Here is a 15,439-nt window from a genome sequence, read left to right as displayed (position 1 = left end):
ATCAGTGCCCTTTCCGGCCATGCGGGGCGAGGTAGCGCGCCTGCACGGCATAGAGTGCCAGGGTGACCACCAGCAACACGAAGGAGGCGGCGCCGGCGAGCCCCCAATTGAGCAGCGTTTGCACCTGCTGGGCGATGAGTTCCGCCAGCATCATGTCCTGCGCGCCGCCGAGCAGGGAGGGGGTGATGTAATAGCCGAGCGACATCACGAAGATGATCAGCCCGCCCGCCCCCAGCCCTGGCAGCAGCAGTGGCAGAAAGATGCGGGTGAAGCTTTGCAGCCGCGAGGCGCCGCACAAGGAGGCGGCCTGGAACATCGCCGGGTCGAGTGCCGCCAGCGGCCCGCGCAGGGAAATCACCATGAAGGGCAGCATGATATAGACCATGCCGATCACCACCCCCGCCATGCTGCCGTAAAGCGGCAGGGGAGTTTTGATAATCCCCGTCCAGATCAGGAAATTATTGATCGGCCCGGTATCCTGCAGCAGCACCATCCAGGCATAGGTGCGCGCCAGCAGATTGGTCCACATCGAAAGAATGACGATGCCAAAGACCAGCCGGCCGAGGCGGCGCGGCGCCACGGTGATGAACCAGGCCAGAGGCAGCCCAACCACAGCGGTGATGGCGGTGACGATGAAGGAGATGAGAAAGGTGTTTTCGAGCACATTCGCGTAGGTGCCGGTGGCGAGCAGCGCGGCGTAATTCTGCAGCCCGAGATGCGGCTCCATGATCGAGCGCAGCAACAGCGCCAGCACCGGCAGCGCGAAACAGAGCAGCAGGAAGGCGAGAACCGGCGCCGCCGGGGCAAAGCCCCTGGCGCGGCGGCGCCTTGGCTCACGCGCCGCGGCGGGCGCTGGCGTGTGCAGGCTTATTTGGTCTGCCATGCATACCAGCGGTTGGCGATGTCATCGCGGTGCGCGGCCCAGTAGGCCATGTTCAGATCCACATGGCTGGCGGCATGAGCGCCTGGCAGCGTGGCCAGGGCTTTCGGGCCCATCAGCGCGGCGGCATCTTTATTCACCGGGGCATAGCCGGTATCGGTGGCAAAGGCGGCCTGCGCCTTGGCGCTGGTGGCGTAGGCGATGAATTTCCGCGCTTGCGCCAGATGCGGCGCGCCTTTGGGGATCACCAGCATGTCGCCGGCGGTGAGGTTGTCGTCCCAGCTCATCGCGACCGGCACGCCGCTATCCTGCAGCGCCTGCACGCGGCCATTCCACATCAGGCTGATCGGGCATTGGCCGGAGGCCAGCTGCTGCTGGGATTGCGCGCCGGTGCTCCACCAGACGATGTCGCTCTTGATGCTGTCGAGCTTCTTGAAGGCGCGGTCGAGATCCAGCGGGTAGAGCTGGTCCGGCTTCACCCCGTCGGCCAGCAAGGCGGCTTCGAGCACGCCGGCGAAGGACCATTTATAGAAGCAGCGCTTGCCGGGGAATTTCGCGGTATCGAACAGATCCGCCATGGTCTTCGGCGCATCGTCTTTGAATTTCGATTTATTGTAGGCGATGACGAAGGAATAATAGAAGGAGCCGACGGCGTCGGGGCTGTTGAAGCGCGGGTCGAGCTGGGCGGCATCCGCCGCGGGCAGATCGATCGGGGCGAGCAGCCCGGTCTTGGCGGCTTCCTGCGCGAAATCCCCTTCGACATCGACCACGTCCCAGGAGACATTGCCGCTCTCCACCATCGCCTTGAACTTGCCGTAATCGGTCGGCCCGTCCTGCAGCACCTTGATGCCGGTGGTCTTGGTGAACGGGTCGGCCCAGTCCTTCTGCTGGGCCTGCTGGGTGGTGCCGCCCCAGCTGGTGAACACCATGCTGTTCTGCGCCTGCGCGGCGGCCATGCCGCCCAATGCCAGACAAAGCCCCAAGCCTAAGCGTCGCATCATCAGACCTCCTTGTTGAGCGGGTTGCCAGGCAGCGGCGAGAAGGGCGCGGGACGCAGGATTTTCGTCTCCATCGTCTCGATCAGGGCCTGGATTTTGGGAAGAAACGCCAGCCAGCGCGGATCGCGGATGAGGGCGGCGCGGCGGCGGTCGCGCTCATCCAGGCTGGGATAGGCCCAGATATGCACGATCTCGTTCTGGGGGCCGATCTCGGTGAAGAAATAGCCCGCCAGCCCGCCCAGATGCGCGCTCTGGATGGCGATGCCCTCCTCCTCGACCAGTTTCAGATAGGCCGGAACGGTGCCGGTCTTTAGCCTGTAGGTACGCATCTCGTAGAACATCGGAGCGGGCCTTGGTATGTTTATCTTATGGTATACCATAAGAGCGAGGGAAAGATGCTGTAAAGAGGAAAACGCGCCCGGCTTGCCGTATTTATCGCCAAAATGGGTGAGGCCGGTGAGGAGACTTTGCGAAAAGCGGCATTCTGGCGATTTTTTGTGCGCTGCGCTGGACTTTTTATCGGTTCAGTTCGGGCTGTGGCTCTGGCTTTCGGCGGGGCCCTGCTTCAGGGCCAGCTGCAGGGCGTTTTGCAGATGCCGCACCGAAGCCGCCGCTGCCGCGTCCGGATCACGCGCGATAATGGCATCCAGGATCGCCTGCATCTCCGCCATCCCGTCCCGCTCCCGCCCCGAGGTCGAGATGGTGCGGGCGCGCAGATGGGTGATCCGCCCATTCAGCGCCACCAGCAGCTCCCACGCCACCTGTCGTCCGGCGGCGCGGAACATCGCCTCGTAAAACTGTGCGGTGGCGGCCAGCACGGTGAAGGGCTCGCCGGCGGCGTAGCCGGCGCGCACCGCCTCCAGCGCCGTGCGCAGCGCGGCGAGGTCGGCCGGGGTGGCGCGGGCGGCGCAGTGGCGCGCGGCCAGCGCTTCCAGCATCGAGCGCAGCTCATAGATCTGCGCGATTTTCGCCGGCTCCGGGGCCGCGACGGCCGGACCGTGATTGGGAATCGTCTCGACCAGACCTTCCGATTCCAGATGCCGCAGGACCTCGCGCACGACCGAGCGGCTGACCCCCAGCCGCTCGCACAAGGCGCGTTCCACCAGCCGCTCGCCGGGTCGGAATTTCATCGTGAGGATGGCTTCGCGCATTTTCTCAAGCGCCAATTGCCGCAAGGTTTTCGCGGGGCGGTCGATCAGCAATGCGTCTGGTTGGCTGTCCGGCATGGAAGAAGACCTGTTTCCCGTGAGTCTGTTTATCATGTCGCGAGTCAAAAACGACCCGCAATGGCAGTTTCCTCTTTACAGCCCGCTCTTGTCAATCTTATGGTATACCATAAGACAATAAGGAGTTCGCCATGACGCTGTCCCTGCGCAAGCTCGTCACCTACACTGAAGATATTCGCATCGAGGGCGGGCGCGCCGCGCCTGGGCCGTTCAAACTGTTCGGCGCCGCCGCGGTGCTCGCCAATCCCTGGGCCGGGCGGGGCTTTGTCGAGGATCTTTCGCCGGAAATCCGCGCCATCGGGCCGCTGCTGGGTGAGATGCTGACCGCCGAAATCCTGCGCCTGGCCGGCTCCGGCGAGGCGGTGGAAGGCTATGGCAAATGCGCCATCGTCGGCAGCGCGGGGGAGGTTGAACATGCCTCGGCGCTGATCCATACGCTGCGCTTTGGCAATCATTACCGCCGTGCCGTCGGGGCGAAATCCTATCTCGCCTTTACCAACACCCGTGGCGGGCCGGGCGCCTCGATCCAGATCCCCCTGATGCACAAGCATGATGAGGGGATGCGCTCGCATTATCTCACCGTGCAGTTCAGCATCGACGATGCGCCGGGCCCGGATGAAATCCTGGTCGCACTCGGCGCCTCCATCGGCGGCCGCCCGCACCATCGCATCGGCGATCGGTACAAGGATTTGGCCGAGCTGGGCGATCTGAATGGCTGAGGGCTATCATCTCGGCCGGCTGGGCGGCACCGGCTATTGCCGGGCGGGCGCCGGCCCGGCGCTGGTGCTGATCCATGGCGTGGGCATGCATGCCGGCTTCTGGGCGCCGCAAATGGCCGCCTTCGCGCCGCGCTGGGATGTCGTGGCTTATGACACGTTGGGCCATGGCAGCAGCGTGTTGCCGCCGCAGGCGCCCACGCTCGACGATTATGCGGCACAGCTCCTGGCGCTGCTCGATGGGCTGGGGCTGGAGCGTGTCAGCCTCGTCGGCCATTCGATGGGCGCGCTGGTCGCGTTGGAATTCGCGCTGGCGCATCCTGACCGCGTGCGGGCGGTGGTGCCGATGAATGCGGTCTATTGCCGCACGCCGGCGCAGCGCAGCGCCGTGGCCGCGCGCGCCGCCGCCTTGCGCGCGGGGGCCGGAGAGCTGGGCTGGCGGCAGGCGGCGATCGATCGCTGGTTTGGCGCGCCGGTGCCGCCGGAGCAGCTGGAGACCGCCGCCTGGGTCGGTGCAGCGCTGGCGACGGTGGATCCGGTCGGCTATGCCCGCGCCTATGGGCTGTTCGCCCGCGCCGATGCCGCGCATGAAGGCCGGCTGGGGAGGCTGGCGATGCCGGCCTTGTTCCTGACCGGCGAGGAAGATGAGAATTCCTCGCCCGATATGTCCCGCCGCATGGCAGCCGCCGCGCCGCAGGGGCGGGATGTGGCGTTGCCCGGCCAGCGCCACATGATGAGCCTGGCGGCGCCCGGGGTTGTGAATGACGTTCTTGGCCGTTTTCTTGATGAAACCGTGCTGTTGCACGCCGCGCAATAGCTTTACGACGGAGCGACATTATGAAATTCTCGCTGTTTGTGCATATGGAACGCCTCTGCGCGGGGCAGAGCCAGATTGAGCTTCTGGACGAGCTGGAAGCGCTGGTGATGCAGGCCGAAGCCGGCGGCATGGAAGCCGCCTGGATCGGCGAGCATCACGGCATGGAATTCACCATCGCGCCCAACCCGTTCCTGCAGATCGCCTATCTGGCGCCGAAGACAACGAAGATCCGGCTGGGCACCAGCTCGGTGATCGCGCCGTTCTGGCACCCGATCAAGCTGGCGGGCGAGACGGCGATGACCGATCTGATCACCCGTGGCCGGCTGGAGCTTGGCATCGCGCGCGGGGCCTATAGTTTCGAGTATGAGCGGCTGCAGCCGGGGCTGACACCGATGGAGGCAGGGTTGCGCATGCGCGAGCTGGTGCCCGCGGTGCAGAAGCTGTTCCAGGGCGATTACGAGCATCAGGGCGAATATTGGCAGTTTCCCAAAACCAGCGCGGTGCCGCAGCCGCTACAGCCCGGCGGGCCGCCGATCTGGGTGGCGGCGCGCGATCCGAACTCGCATGAATTCGCGGTGCGCACGGGCTGCAATGTGCAGGTGACGCCGCTGGCCAGCGGCGATGAGGAGGTGGAAAGCCTGATGCAGCGCTTCAACGCCGCCTGCGCCGCCAACCCGCAGGTCAAGCGCCCGCAGATCATGCTGCTGCAGCACACCTATGTCGCCGCCGACGAAGCAGACGCCGCGCAAGGGGCCGAGGAGCTGAGCCGGTTTTATTGCTATTTCGGCGCCTGGTTCCAGAACAAGAAGCCGGTGACGCGCGGCATGATGGAGGCGCTGACGCCCGAAGAGATGGCCGCAATGCCGCAATACGCGCCGGAGACGGTGCGCAAGACGCTGGTCATCGGCACCTCCGAGGAGGTGGTGGCAAGGCTGAAAGCCTATGAGGCGCTGGGCTATGATCAGTTCAGCCTGTGGATCGATAGCGGCATGAGCTTTGCGCGCAAACAGGCCTCGCTGCGGCGCTTCATCGAAGAGGTGATGCCGCATTTCCAGAAAGCCGCCGAATATGCCTGAGCTGCCGCGGTTTCAGCATTATATTGACGGGCGCTTCGAGGAGGCGGCGGCGCATTTCGAAAGCCTGGACCCGGCCACCGGCGCGCCCTGGGCGCTGATGCCCGCCGCCAGCGCGCAGGATGTGGACCGCGCCGTGCGCGCCGCGCATGCCGCCTTGCAGGCCCCCGCCTGGGCCGGGCTCACCGCCACCGCGCGCGGCAAGCTGCTCTCCCGGCTGGGGGATCTGCTGGCCGAGGCGGCGCCGCGCCTGGCCGCGCTGGAAACCCGGGATACCGGCAAGATCATCCGCGAGACCGGCGGGCAGATCGCCTATATCGCCGACTATTTCCGCTTCTATGGCGGGCTGGCCGACAAGGTGATGGGGCTGCACGTGCCGGTGGACAAGCCGGAGATGGAGGTGACGCTGCGGCGCGAGCCGGTGGGGGTGGTGGCCGCCATGGTGCCCTGGAATTCGCAGCTCTTTCTGGCGGCGGTGAAGCTGGGCCCGGCCCTGGCGGCGGGCTGCACAATGGTGCTGAAGGCCGCCGAGGATGGCGCCGCGCCGCTGCTGGAATTTGCCCGGGTGGTGCATGACGCGGGCTTCCCGCCGGGGGTGGTGAACATCATCACCGGCACCGGCGCGCAATGTGGCCAGGCGCTCACCACGCATCCGCTGGTCGCACGCATCGCCTTCACCGGCGGGCCGGAGACGGCGCGGCATATCGTCCGCAATTCCGCCATCAACCTGGCCGCGACGACGCTTGAGCTGGGTGGCAAATCGCCGGTGCTGGCCTTTGCGGATGCCGATCCCGATAATGTGGTCAGCGCGGTCATCGCCGGCATTTTCGCGGCCAGCGGGCAGAGCTGCGTGGCCGGCTCGCGGCTGCTGGTGCAGCGCCCGCTGCTGCCGGCACTGCTGGAAAGATTGAAGGCGCGGGCGGAGCAGATCGTCATCGGCAACCCGGCCGACGCGGCCACGCAGATGGGGCCGCTGGCCACCGCGCGCCAGCGCGACCGGGCCCTGGCGCTGATCAAGGACAGCCAGGAGCAAGGCGCGGTGCTGATCACCGGCGGCGATGTGCCGGCGGGGTTTGCGGCGGGTTTCTATCTGCGCCCGACGATCCTGCTCTGCGACACGCCCGAGCCGCCCTGCTGGGGCGAGGAGTTTTTTGCCCCGGTGCTCAGCGTGATCGCGTTTGATACCGAGGACGAGGCGCTGGCGCTGGCGAATGATTCGAAATTCGCCCTGGCCAGCGGTGTGTTCACGCAAAACCTCGCGCGCGCGCACCGGCTGGCCCGCGCCATCCGGGCGGGGGTGGTGTGGGTGAATACCTACCGGGTCATCTCGCCGCTGGTGCCCTTTGGGGGGTACAAGGAAAGCGGGCTGGGACGCGAGGGCGGGGTCGAATCGATCCTGGATTATACCAGAACCAAATCGGTCTGGATCAATCTCTCGGACGCGCCGTTGCCCGATCCGTTCGTGATGCGTTGAGTTTTGGAAAGCCCCGCCCGATGACAATCGACACCGCCTTGTTCAGGGATGCCATGGCCCGGCTGGGGGCCGCGGTGAACATCATCACCACCCGCGCGCCGGAGGGCGATATGGGGTTCACCGCCTCCGCCGTGTGCAGCGTGACCGACACGCCGGCGACGCTGCTTGTCTGCATGAACAAAAACAGCCGGCTCTCGGGTGCGTTTCAGCAGGGCGGGCCGCTTTGCGTGAATGTGCTCAATGCGGATGGCGAGCCGCTCTCGCGCTTGTTTTCGGGCCAGCAGGGGCTGAGCATGGCGGAGCGCTTCGCCCAGGCGGGCTGGGGGCGACTGGAAACTGGCGCGCCGGTGCTGGAGGCCGCCACTGCCGCCTTTGACGGGGTGATTTCCAGTGTCGTCGAGGTTGGGACGCATCGCGTGCTGTTCTGCGATGTGAGGGCGGTCAAACTCTGTCCCCACGCTACCGGGCTGGTCTATCACCAGCGCCGCTATCACCGGCTGGAGACGGCGCTGCAAGAAGCCGGTTGAGGCGCGGCGCATGATTTGGCGCTGGCTGGCGCGTCAACCGAAACCCAGACAGTGCTAGCCTTCCCAAACCATCCTTAAATGCCGCAACAGCGCCTCGCGCTGGGCTTTGCCGATGCCGGCCAGGAAGCGCGCCTCATGCCGGGCCACGCGCTTGCGGCATTCGCGCATCAGCGCCCGCCCGGCGGACGTCAGGCGCAGCGCTTGCGCCCGCCCCGTGGTTGCCCCCTTGCGCAGCAGCCCACGGCGTTCCAGCTGCGTGGTCAGCGGCACCATGTTGGCGCGCTGAATGGCCAGTACGCGGCCGATTTCGCTCTGGGTGATGTCCTGATTCTCCTCGATCACCATCAGCACCGACATTTCGGTGACCTTGAGGTCCAGATCCGCCAGCTCGGCGCCAAGATCCGCCATCATCGCCTGGGAGGCGCGGCGCAGCTGGTAGCCCAGAAGCTCTTCCAGGGGATTGCTGGGGCCGCCGTTCTCAACCGGGGCAGGGGCGGGGGATTTCAGTTTCAGCGCCATGGCGCGACTATGCCCGCGCCCCGTGGCCGACGCAATCTTATCCAGCCCCCGGGGCGGCGCCGTGGGGCTTGTATGTTATGATATATAGCATTAAAACCGGTATCAGATGAGGCGCGCCGGCTTTGCCGCAGGCCTTGCTTTTGAAGGGGAATGAAAATGTCTGAGACCGATACCGTCGCGTTCACGGTGGAAAACCGCATCGCCTGGGTGAAATTCAACCGTCCGGAGAAGCGCAATTGCATGAGCCCGGGGCTGAACCGGCGGATGATGGAGGTACTCGACGAGCTGGAATTCCGCGAGGATGTCGGCGTGCTGGTGCTCACCGGCGAGGGCACGGCCTGGTCCGCGGGCATGGATTTGAAGGAATATTTCCGGGAGACGGAGGCGCAGGGGCTGGGCGCCACGCGCAAGGCGCAGCGTGAATCCTATGGCTGGTGGCGGCGGCTGCGCTGGTACCAGAAGCCGACCATCGCGATGGTGAATGGCTGGTGCTTTGGCGGCGGCTACGGCCCGCTCTTCGCCTGTGACCTCGCCTTTGCGGCGGAGGAGGCGCAGTTTGGCCTCTCCGAGATCAATTGGGGCATTCTGCCCGGCGGTGGGGCCACCAAGGTGGCGGTGGAGTTGCTCTCCTTCCGCAATGCCATGTACCACGCCATGATGGGTGAGATGGTGGATGGCAAAACCGCCGCCGCCTGGGGGCTGGTTAATGAGGCGCTGCCGCTCTCTGGCCTGCGCCAGCGTGTGACCGAGGTTGCCAACGTGCTGCTGAAGAAGAACCCCGTGGCGCTGAAAGCGACAAAGGATGCCGTGCGCCGGGTGGGTGAGATGACCTATGAGAATGCCGAGGATTATCTGGTGCGTGCCCAGGAGGCGGCGAACTCCTATGATAATGATGGGCGAAAAGAGGGGATTCGTCAGTTCATCGATGAAAAAACCTACAAGCCCGGGCTTGGCGCCTATCGTTTGAAAGACTGAGCGCGTCCAGCAGGGGAGGAAACGCAATGGTCAATATCGTGGACGATCCCGGCCTGCAGGCGCGCCTGCAGCCAGAGGCGCTGGCGGTGCTGGAATTCGCCAGCGGCCGCCAATGGAACTACGCGCAATGGGACGCGGCGATTGCCCAGACTGCCGGGTTGTTGGTGTCGCATTACGGCATCAAGCCGGGAGAGCGCATCGCGGCGCTGGGGCGCAATTGTGCCGAACAGGCGCTGCTGCATCTCGCCTGCGCGCGCATCGGCGCGATTTTCGTGCCGCTCAACTGGCGCCTGGCATTGCCCGAGCAGAGCCGGCTGCTTGATGATTGCGATCCGGCCTTGCTGGTTGGCGACGAGGAGTTTCTTAACCCGCTCCGCGCCGCGGTGCGGCGAACCTTGTTTCCCGCGCTGCGCGGCGAGATTGAACAGGCGGCGGCGCTGGCGCCGGTGCCGTTCGACCGTGCCGCGCCCAGCCTCATTCTCTACACCTCCGGCACCTCCGGCCGGCCCAAGGGCGTGTTGCTGAGCGAACGCAACATCACCCAGACCGCGGTGAATTTCGGCCTGCTGGCCCGTGTCACCCATGAGAGCACGATGCTGGCGGAAACGCCGATGTTTCATGTCATGGGGATCATCACCAATCTGCGTCCCGCCTTCATGCGCGGCGGCGCGGTGCTGATCAGCGAGGGCTTTGACGCCGCCCGCACATTGGCCCGGCTCTCCGATCCCGGCTTGCGGATCACGCATTATTTCTGTGTGCCGCAAATGGCGAAGATGCTGCGCGCCGAGCCGGGCTTTGACCCGCAACGCCTGCGCAACCTCACCGGCATTTTTTCCGGCGGCGCGCCGCATCCGGCGGCCGATATTCGCGCCTGGCTGCGCGATGGCATTGCCATTGCCGATGGGTTTGGCATGAGCGAGGCCGGAACCGTCTCCTGCATGCCGGTTCATATTCCGCTGATCGACCAGAAGGCCGGTGCCGCGGGGCTGATCCCGCCATCCATCCAGACGCGCATCGTCGATGCCAATGGCGATGATGTGGCGCCGGGAATGGCCGGGGAGTTGCTGCTGAAGGGCGAAAATATCTTCACCGCCTATTGGCGCGCCCCGGATGAGACCGCAAAGGCCTTCACCGCCGAGGGCTGGTTTCGCACCGGCGATATTGCCCGCCAGGATGAGGATGGGTTCTTTTTCCTGGTGGACCGCAAGAAGGACATGTTCATTTCCGGCGGCGAGAATGTTTATCCGGTGGAGATCGAGGCGGCCCTGGCGGGGATGCCGGGGATCCGCGAGGCGGCGGTCATCGGCGTGCCGGATACGCGTTGGGGCGAGGTGGGGCATCTGGCGGTGGTGGTGGCCGAACCCGGGCCGGATGCGCAGGAGATCCTCGCCTTTCTCAATACGCGTCTGGCGCGCTACAAGATTCCGAAATATGTCAGCTTCGTCGCGGCGCTGCCGCGCACCGGCACCGGCAAGATCCTGAAGCCTGGCCTGCGTGATCTGCTGGCCGCGCGGCCCGACCGGGACTGAGCGCCGCCTCATTGCGCCGCCGCCCGGAAGGCGCGCGGGGACTGGCCCGCATGGCGCGTGAAAAACCGGGAAAAATGTCCGGGATCGGCGAAGCCCAGCGCATAGCCGATCTCGGCGACGGACAGGTTTGAATAAAGCAGCGCACGGCGTGCTTCCAGCATCGCGCGTTCATCCAGCAAGGTGCCCGGAGCGGCGCCGGCGATGCGTGTGCAGGCGTTGCGCAAGGCGGTGACGGAGACACCCAGAGAAGCAGCGTAGGCGGGGACCGGTTCGCGCAGCCTGAAGCGCTCTTCGATGCGCGCGCGCAGCCTGGCGACCAGCCCGGCGTAATGCCCGGCGCGCGGCGCCGGGCTGCTGGCCTGCGCGCGGGCGCGGATGCCGGCCAGCAAAATCGCCAGCACCGCCGCATCCACCGCGGTTTTATGCCCGGGGGCGGACCAGCCCAGCTCACGCATCAAATCCCGGCTGTGGCGCTGGAGGGACGCTGCCGCGCCCTGCGGCAACGCCAGTGCCGCGGCGTTGGCGAACAGGGCGCTGGCATCCGCATCGCGCGCCGTGAGGCCGGCGAGGTAGGTACTGGCCATGGTGATCACCACCCCCGCGGTTTCCGCCACCCATGTGAACCCATGGACGAGCCCGGCGGGCACCACCAGCAGGCTGGGGGCTGTAAACCGCAGCGTGCGGGCCTCGGCGCGCATGTCACCGCCGCCCTTGCTGATGAATATCAGCTGCGCCAGCTCGCGATGCGCATGCGGGCGGATCGTCCAGTCCGAGGGGCGGGAGCGGTCATCCAGCGCTTCCGCGTGCACGAAACCGGGGGCGGCGGCGCGGTGGGATTCGCCATATAAATAGAAGCTCGGTACCGCGCTGGAATCCTGCATGGCGCCACTTAGCCTGGACTTGGTGAAATATCCAAGTTTTTTGGCGTAGCCTCCATGGGCGGCGCGGCCCGGCTGATTATTATGTGATGTAACATATACAATGCGCCGTTATCCTGGCGCTTGGGGAACATCCTGACCATGAAAACTGACATCGCAATCATCGGCGCTGGCCCGGCCGGCATGTTGCTCGCCCATCTGCTGGTCCAGGAGGGGATAAAAGCGGTGGTGCTGGAGCGGCGCGACCGGGCCTATGTCGAGGCGCGGGTGCGCGCCGGCGTGCTCGAGCAGGTGACGGTTGATCTGTTGCGCAGGCTTGGGCTGAATGCGCGGATGGAGCGTGAGGGGCTGGTGCATGGCGGCACCAATCTGGCGCTGGATGGGGAGCTGTTCCACATCGATCTGGCGGCGCTCACAGGCGGGCGGCATGTTGTTGTGTATGGCCAGCAGGAGGTGATGAAGGATCTGTTCGATGCCGCACCGGCGCGTGGGGTCGAGATCGTCTGGAATGCCGAGGATGTGGCTCTGCACGGGCTGGATGGGGATGAACCCACAGTCACCTGGACCGTACAAGGGGAGGCCAAGCAGCTCGCTTGCCGCTTCGTGGCCGGGTGTGACGGGTTTCATGGTGTCAGCCGGGCGGCGATTCCCGCCACTGTGCTGCGCCAGTTCGAGCGTGTCTATCCGTTTGGCTGGCTCGGCATCCTCGCCGACGTGCCGCCGGCGGATGATGAGCTGGTCTATGCCAATCACGAGCGTGGTTTCGCCCTGGCCTCGATGCGCTCGCCCACCCGCAGCCGCTATTACGTGCAATGCGGGCTGGAGGAGAAGCTCGAGGATTGGCCGGATGAGCGGTTTTGGGATGAGCTGTGCCTGCGGCTTGGCCCGCAACTGGCCGGGAAGGTCACGCGCGGGGCGGCCTTCGAGAAATCCATCGCGCCGCTGCGCTCTTTTGTTGCCGAGCCGATGCGCTGGGGGCGGTTGTTTCTGGCTGGGGATGCAGCTCATATCGTCCCGCCGACCGGCGCCAAGGGGATGAACCTGGCCGCCTCCGATGTCACGTTTCTGGCGGATGCGCTTGTTGAATTTTTCACGTCTGGCCGGGCTGGCGGGCTTGAGGGATATTCCGCGCGCGCCTTGGCGCGGGTGTGGAAGGCGGAGCGCTTTTCCTGGTGGTTTACCTCGGTGACGCATCGTTTTCCAGAGATGGATGGGTTCGCCCGGCGGCTGCAAATGGCGGAGCTGGATTATATCCGCCAATCCGAGGCGGCGCAGCGGAGCCTGGCGGAGAATTATGTCGGCCTGCCGCTGCTCTAGCTTTTGGTTTGGCGGGCTATTTCAGCGTTTACGTTGAATCCGACGCGTCAATCTGAACGTCTACCGCGCCAGAGGGAGATGGATCACCCATGCCCCGTGGCGCCGATCAGGTGGTGTTGTCTGTTGTTAATGTCGCTGACAGGGGCGGCGCAGGGGGGTGAGGCCAGTATGATATGATATATATTAGATCGTTTTGACCCGAAATTCTTGACGGCGTTCCGCCGATCGCTGTAATCTGACCGTTAAAATCAAAACTAAAACAGCTGCTGCTGGCATTGGGATGAAACGGCATGTCATGTGAAACGACGCCGGGGACATGGATCGAGGCTGTTGGCGCGAGTCAGATGCCCGTTTGGGATCATGCGCTTTGGCAAATGATGGGAGGGCTGAAATCCAACATCATTGACGACGCGCCGTTTTTTGGACGCGCCCGCTTCCAGGAGGCCGGGCAAGTCAAGCTTTGCGAGCTTTCCTCCTCCTCCGTGGCGGTGGTGCGGGAGGCGCGCAGCGCCAATAACGGTCCACGTGAATTTGTAAAAGTTGCTGTCCAATTATCCGGACGCAGCCTGTTCGCCCAGGCTGGGCGGGAGGTGGTGCTCGACGGGGCGGGATGGACGTTTTACGATACGGCGCGGCCCTATCGGGTGGTGAATCTGACCCAGGTTCATCAATTCGTGATTTTGGTGCCAAAGGCGGATTTGCATCTACCCGCTGCCCAGCTGGATATTTTCGGTGTACAAGATTTTGGCAAAACCTCGGCCGTAGGCAGAATTTTTCCGAACTACATCAACAGCATTTTGGCCGAGGGCGCGCGGGCCAGCGCCAGTGAAGCAGCGGGGCTTGGGGAGGTGGCGACCAATTTGCTGCGCCTTGCCATCGCCGGCGCGGCGCAGGAGCGCGCCAGCGTTTCCGCCGCCCAGACGCTGGAATTCCAGGTGAAGCATTATATCCGCACCCATATCACCGACCCGGAGCTTTCGGTGCAAAGCCTGGCTGAGCGGTTTGGGTGCTCGAAGCGGCATCTGCATCGCGCCTTTGCCGGGAGTGACATCTCCTTGGCGGAGTTTATCTGGCAGTCGCGTCTGGAGCACTGTGCCCAGGCGCTGCGCGCCGCGACGCAACGCCATCTCGCTGTCGGTGAAATCGCATTTGCTTATGGGTTCAATAATTTTTCGCATTTCAGCAGGGCTTTTCGAGAGCGTTTCGGGTGCAGCCCCAGTGCGTATCGGCAGGCGAGCCACTAAGCCTCGGGTTGTGTCGCCAAGATCGAGCCTTGAGAGGCTGTCCCTTTCGGACAAATCTCCATGTCTCCCCTGGAACAGCGTGGCCGAGGCCAGGATGCGATAAGCTGCGCAGCGCCGGATTCAACGCGGCGGCAAGACGCAAGGGGAGTGGAATTGGAACGCCGCGGGTGCCGTGCGGCATCAAAAGATATGTAATATAACATAAGTCAATGTCCCGGCCGGAACGGCCGGATCCTTAAAATCAACGCCGCAAAGGCGTATCCAAGATGGGAGCGTTCAATGAAAACAAGAAAATTCCAGGTTGTTTCTTCCGCGGTTCTGGCCCTGGCGCTGGCCTGCGGCGCGGCGCTGAAGCCCGCCCAGGCGGTGACGGTCAACGAGCCGTCGGGCATCAATCTCGGCGGCACCAGCTTCTTCGATGCGCTGGGCAAATACACGCCTGGTCTGATCTACCAGCAATATTTCCAGATGCAGCATTTCAACGCCATCAACGACACCAATGGCAACGCGATTCCGGTGTTCAAGAACACCAGCATCACCGCGATCGTCTCGCTCAACCAGTTCATTTATGTGTCGCCTTATCATCTGTTCGGCGGGGTGCTGGGGGCCATGGCGATCGTGCCGCTGGTCGATCTCAATGCCTCTTTCGCGCATGACAGCCCGGTCCGGCTGGTCGCCAATCGCGGCATGGGGGTTGGCGACATCACCTGGGGCCCGTTCATCGCGTTTCCGCCGGTCATTCGCGGCGGCCGCCCGGTTTTCGCGCAGCGCATGGAATTCGATGTGATCTCGCCCAGCGGGTCGTACGATACCTCGAAGGACATCAATCCCAGCTCAGGCTTCTGGTCGATCAATCCCTATTGGTCGGTGACATTGCTGCCGACCGCCAAAACCGAATTGTCGGCGCGGTTCAACTATCTGCATAATTTCACCAATTCCCAGCCGGCGTCCAGCGCGCCGCTGCCGGCCGGCACCACCACCCAGGCGGGCGATGCGGGCTGGGTGAATTTCACCGCCTCCTACGAGGTGCTGCCGAAGCTCAATGTCGGGCTCAATGGCTATTACTTCAAGCAATTCACCGACGACCAGGTGAATGGCGTGACCCAGAAAGGCACGGAGACCGAGAGCCTCTCGATGGGTCCGGGGGCGACCTACATGTTCAACCAGAACAATATCGGCTTCCTGAATGTCTATCTGCCGGTGGTGAAGAAAAACACCACCAACGGCTTCAATGTCATTCTGCGCTACATCCATGCCTTTTGAGAT

The 15,439-nt window shown here is 64.4% G+C and carries 16 protein-coding genes; 10 read left to right on the top strand and 6 right to left on the bottom strand.

The features are described 5' to 3' along the window. Position 1 precedes the first annotated feature (1 nt). The 4 genes from ACZ46S_RS04105 to ACZ46S_RS04090 all read right to left on the bottom strand — a co-directional run bounded on the left by ACZ46S_RS04105 (position 2) and on the right by ACZ46S_RS04090 (position 3,104). Positions 2-883 carry an ABC transporter permease gene (locus tag ACZ46S_RS04105; protein WP_464063472.1) on the bottom strand — a complete coding sequence of 294 codons (882 nt, stop codon included), beginning with the start codon at positions 881-883 and terminating at the stop codon, positions 2-4. After that, positions 868-1,881 carry an ABC transporter substrate-binding protein gene (locus ACZ46S_RS04100; RefSeq protein ID WP_464063471.1) on the bottom strand — a complete coding sequence of 338 codons (1,014 nt, stop codon included), beginning with the start codon at positions 1,879-1,881 and terminating at the stop codon, positions 868-870. Before ACZ46S_RS04100 ends, ACZ46S_RS04105 begins: the two co-directional genes overlap by 16 nt. Next, a complete protein-coding gene (locus ACZ46S_RS04095; protein WP_295739250.1) occupies positions 1,881-2,219 on the bottom strand; it encodes an NIPSNAP family protein in 339 nt (112 codons plus the stop codon). The genes ACZ46S_RS04100 and ACZ46S_RS04095 overlap by 1 nt, the downstream gene beginning before the upstream one ends. Positions 2,220-2,402: 183 nt before the next feature. Beyond that, a complete protein-coding gene (locus ACZ46S_RS04090) occupies positions 2,403-3,104 on the bottom strand; it encodes a GntR family transcriptional regulator (protein ID WP_295739248.1) in 702 nt (233 codons plus the stop codon). Between the two features lie 131 nt (positions 3,105-3,235). Between ACZ46S_RS04090 and ACZ46S_RS04085 the strand changes: the two genes are divergently transcribed. The 5 genes from ACZ46S_RS04085 to ACZ46S_RS04065 are packed head-to-tail and all read left to right on the top strand — an operon-like array spanning position 3,236 to position 7,711. After that, positions 3,236-3,823 carry an amino acid synthesis family protein gene (locus ACZ46S_RS04085; protein ID WP_464063470.1) on the top strand — a complete coding sequence of 196 codons (588 nt, stop codon included), beginning with the start codon at positions 3,236-3,238 and terminating at the stop codon, positions 3,821-3,823. Beyond that, a complete protein-coding gene (locus ACZ46S_RS04080) occupies positions 3,816-4,637 on the top strand; it encodes an alpha/beta fold hydrolase (RefSeq protein ID WP_464063469.1) in 822 nt (273 codons plus the stop codon). The genes ACZ46S_RS04085 and ACZ46S_RS04080 overlap by 8 nt, the downstream gene beginning before the upstream one ends. 20 nt (positions 4,638-4,657) lie before the next feature. Further along, positions 4,658-5,713 (top strand): LLM class flavin-dependent oxidoreductase, encoded by a 1,056-nt coding sequence (locus tag ACZ46S_RS04075; protein ID WP_464063468.1) that lies wholly within the window; start codon positions 4,658-4,660, stop codon positions 5,711-5,713. Next, complete coding sequence (locus ACZ46S_RS04070) at positions 5,706-7,184, top strand: aldehyde dehydrogenase (protein WP_464063467.1); 1,479 nt, start codon at positions 5,706-5,708, stop codon at positions 7,182-7,184. Before ACZ46S_RS04075 ends, ACZ46S_RS04070 begins: the two co-directional genes overlap by 8 nt. Positions 7,185-7,204: 20 nt before the next feature. Then, on the top strand, positions 7,205-7,711 hold the full coding sequence (locus ACZ46S_RS04065) for a flavin reductase (RefSeq protein ID WP_464063466.1): 507 nt from the start codon (positions 7,205-7,207) through the stop codon (positions 7,709-7,711). Positions 7,712-7,765: 54 nt separating this feature from the next. On the opposite strand, the gene ACZ46S_RS04060 is transcribed toward ACZ46S_RS04065, so the two are convergent. Further along, positions 7,766-8,230, bottom strand: coding sequence for a MarR family winged helix-turn-helix transcriptional regulator (locus tag ACZ46S_RS04060; RefSeq protein WP_464063465.1), 465 nt, complete (start codon positions 8,228-8,230; stop codon positions 7,766-7,768). A 156-nt stretch (positions 8,231-8,386) separates the two neighbouring features. Between ACZ46S_RS04060 and ACZ46S_RS04055 the strand changes: the two genes are divergently transcribed. Both ACZ46S_RS04055 and ACZ46S_RS04050 read left to right on the top strand, forming a co-directional pair. Then, entirely contained in the window at positions 8,387-9,205 is an 819-nt protein-coding gene (locus tag ACZ46S_RS04055) for a p-hydroxycinnamoyl CoA hydratase/lyase (RefSeq protein WP_008493198.1), read from the top strand. A 26-nt stretch (positions 9,206-9,231) separates the two neighbouring features. After that, positions 9,232-10,734 carry an AMP-binding protein gene (locus tag ACZ46S_RS04050; RefSeq protein ID WP_464063464.1) on the top strand — a complete coding sequence of 501 codons (1,503 nt, stop codon included), beginning with the start codon at positions 9,232-9,234 and terminating at the stop codon, positions 10,732-10,734. An 8-nt stretch (positions 10,735-10,742) separates the two neighbouring features. On the opposite strand, the gene ACZ46S_RS04045 is transcribed toward ACZ46S_RS04050, so the two are convergent. Next, positions 10,743-11,615 (bottom strand): helix-turn-helix domain-containing protein, encoded by an 873-nt coding sequence (locus ACZ46S_RS04045; RefSeq protein ID WP_464063463.1) that lies wholly within the window; start codon positions 11,613-11,615, stop codon positions 10,743-10,745. Between the two features lie 138 nt (positions 11,616-11,753). Here ACZ46S_RS04045 and pobA point away from each other — a divergent pair, with 138 nt between their 5' ends. The 3 genes from pobA (at position 11,754) to ACZ46S_RS04030 (ending at position 15,436) form a co-directional block, all read left to right on the top strand. Beyond that, positions 11,754-12,929, top strand: coding sequence for a 4-hydroxybenzoate 3-monooxygenase (pobA, locus tag ACZ46S_RS04040; protein WP_464063462.1), 1,176 nt, complete (start codon positions 11,754-11,756; stop codon positions 12,927-12,929). A gap of 290 nt (positions 12,930-13,219) precedes the next feature. Beyond that, on the top strand, positions 13,220-14,173 hold the full coding sequence (locus ACZ46S_RS04035; RefSeq protein WP_464063461.1) for a helix-turn-helix domain-containing protein: 954 nt from the start codon (positions 13,220-13,222) through the stop codon (positions 14,171-14,173). A 279-nt stretch (positions 14,174-14,452) separates the two neighbouring features. Then, the gene (locus ACZ46S_RS04030; protein WP_464063460.1) at positions 14,453-15,436 is read left to right on the top strand and encodes a SphA family protein; all 984 of its coding nucleotides are present in this window, start codon (positions 14,453-14,455) and stop codon (positions 15,434-15,436) included. The last annotated feature ends 3 nt before the right edge of the window (positions 15,437-15,439 follow it).

It is taken from the genome of Acidocella aluminiidurans (assembly GCF_055383125.1).
Note: the sequence above shows the minus strand (reverse complement) of the source record. Positions and strands in the feature narration are given on the sequence as shown.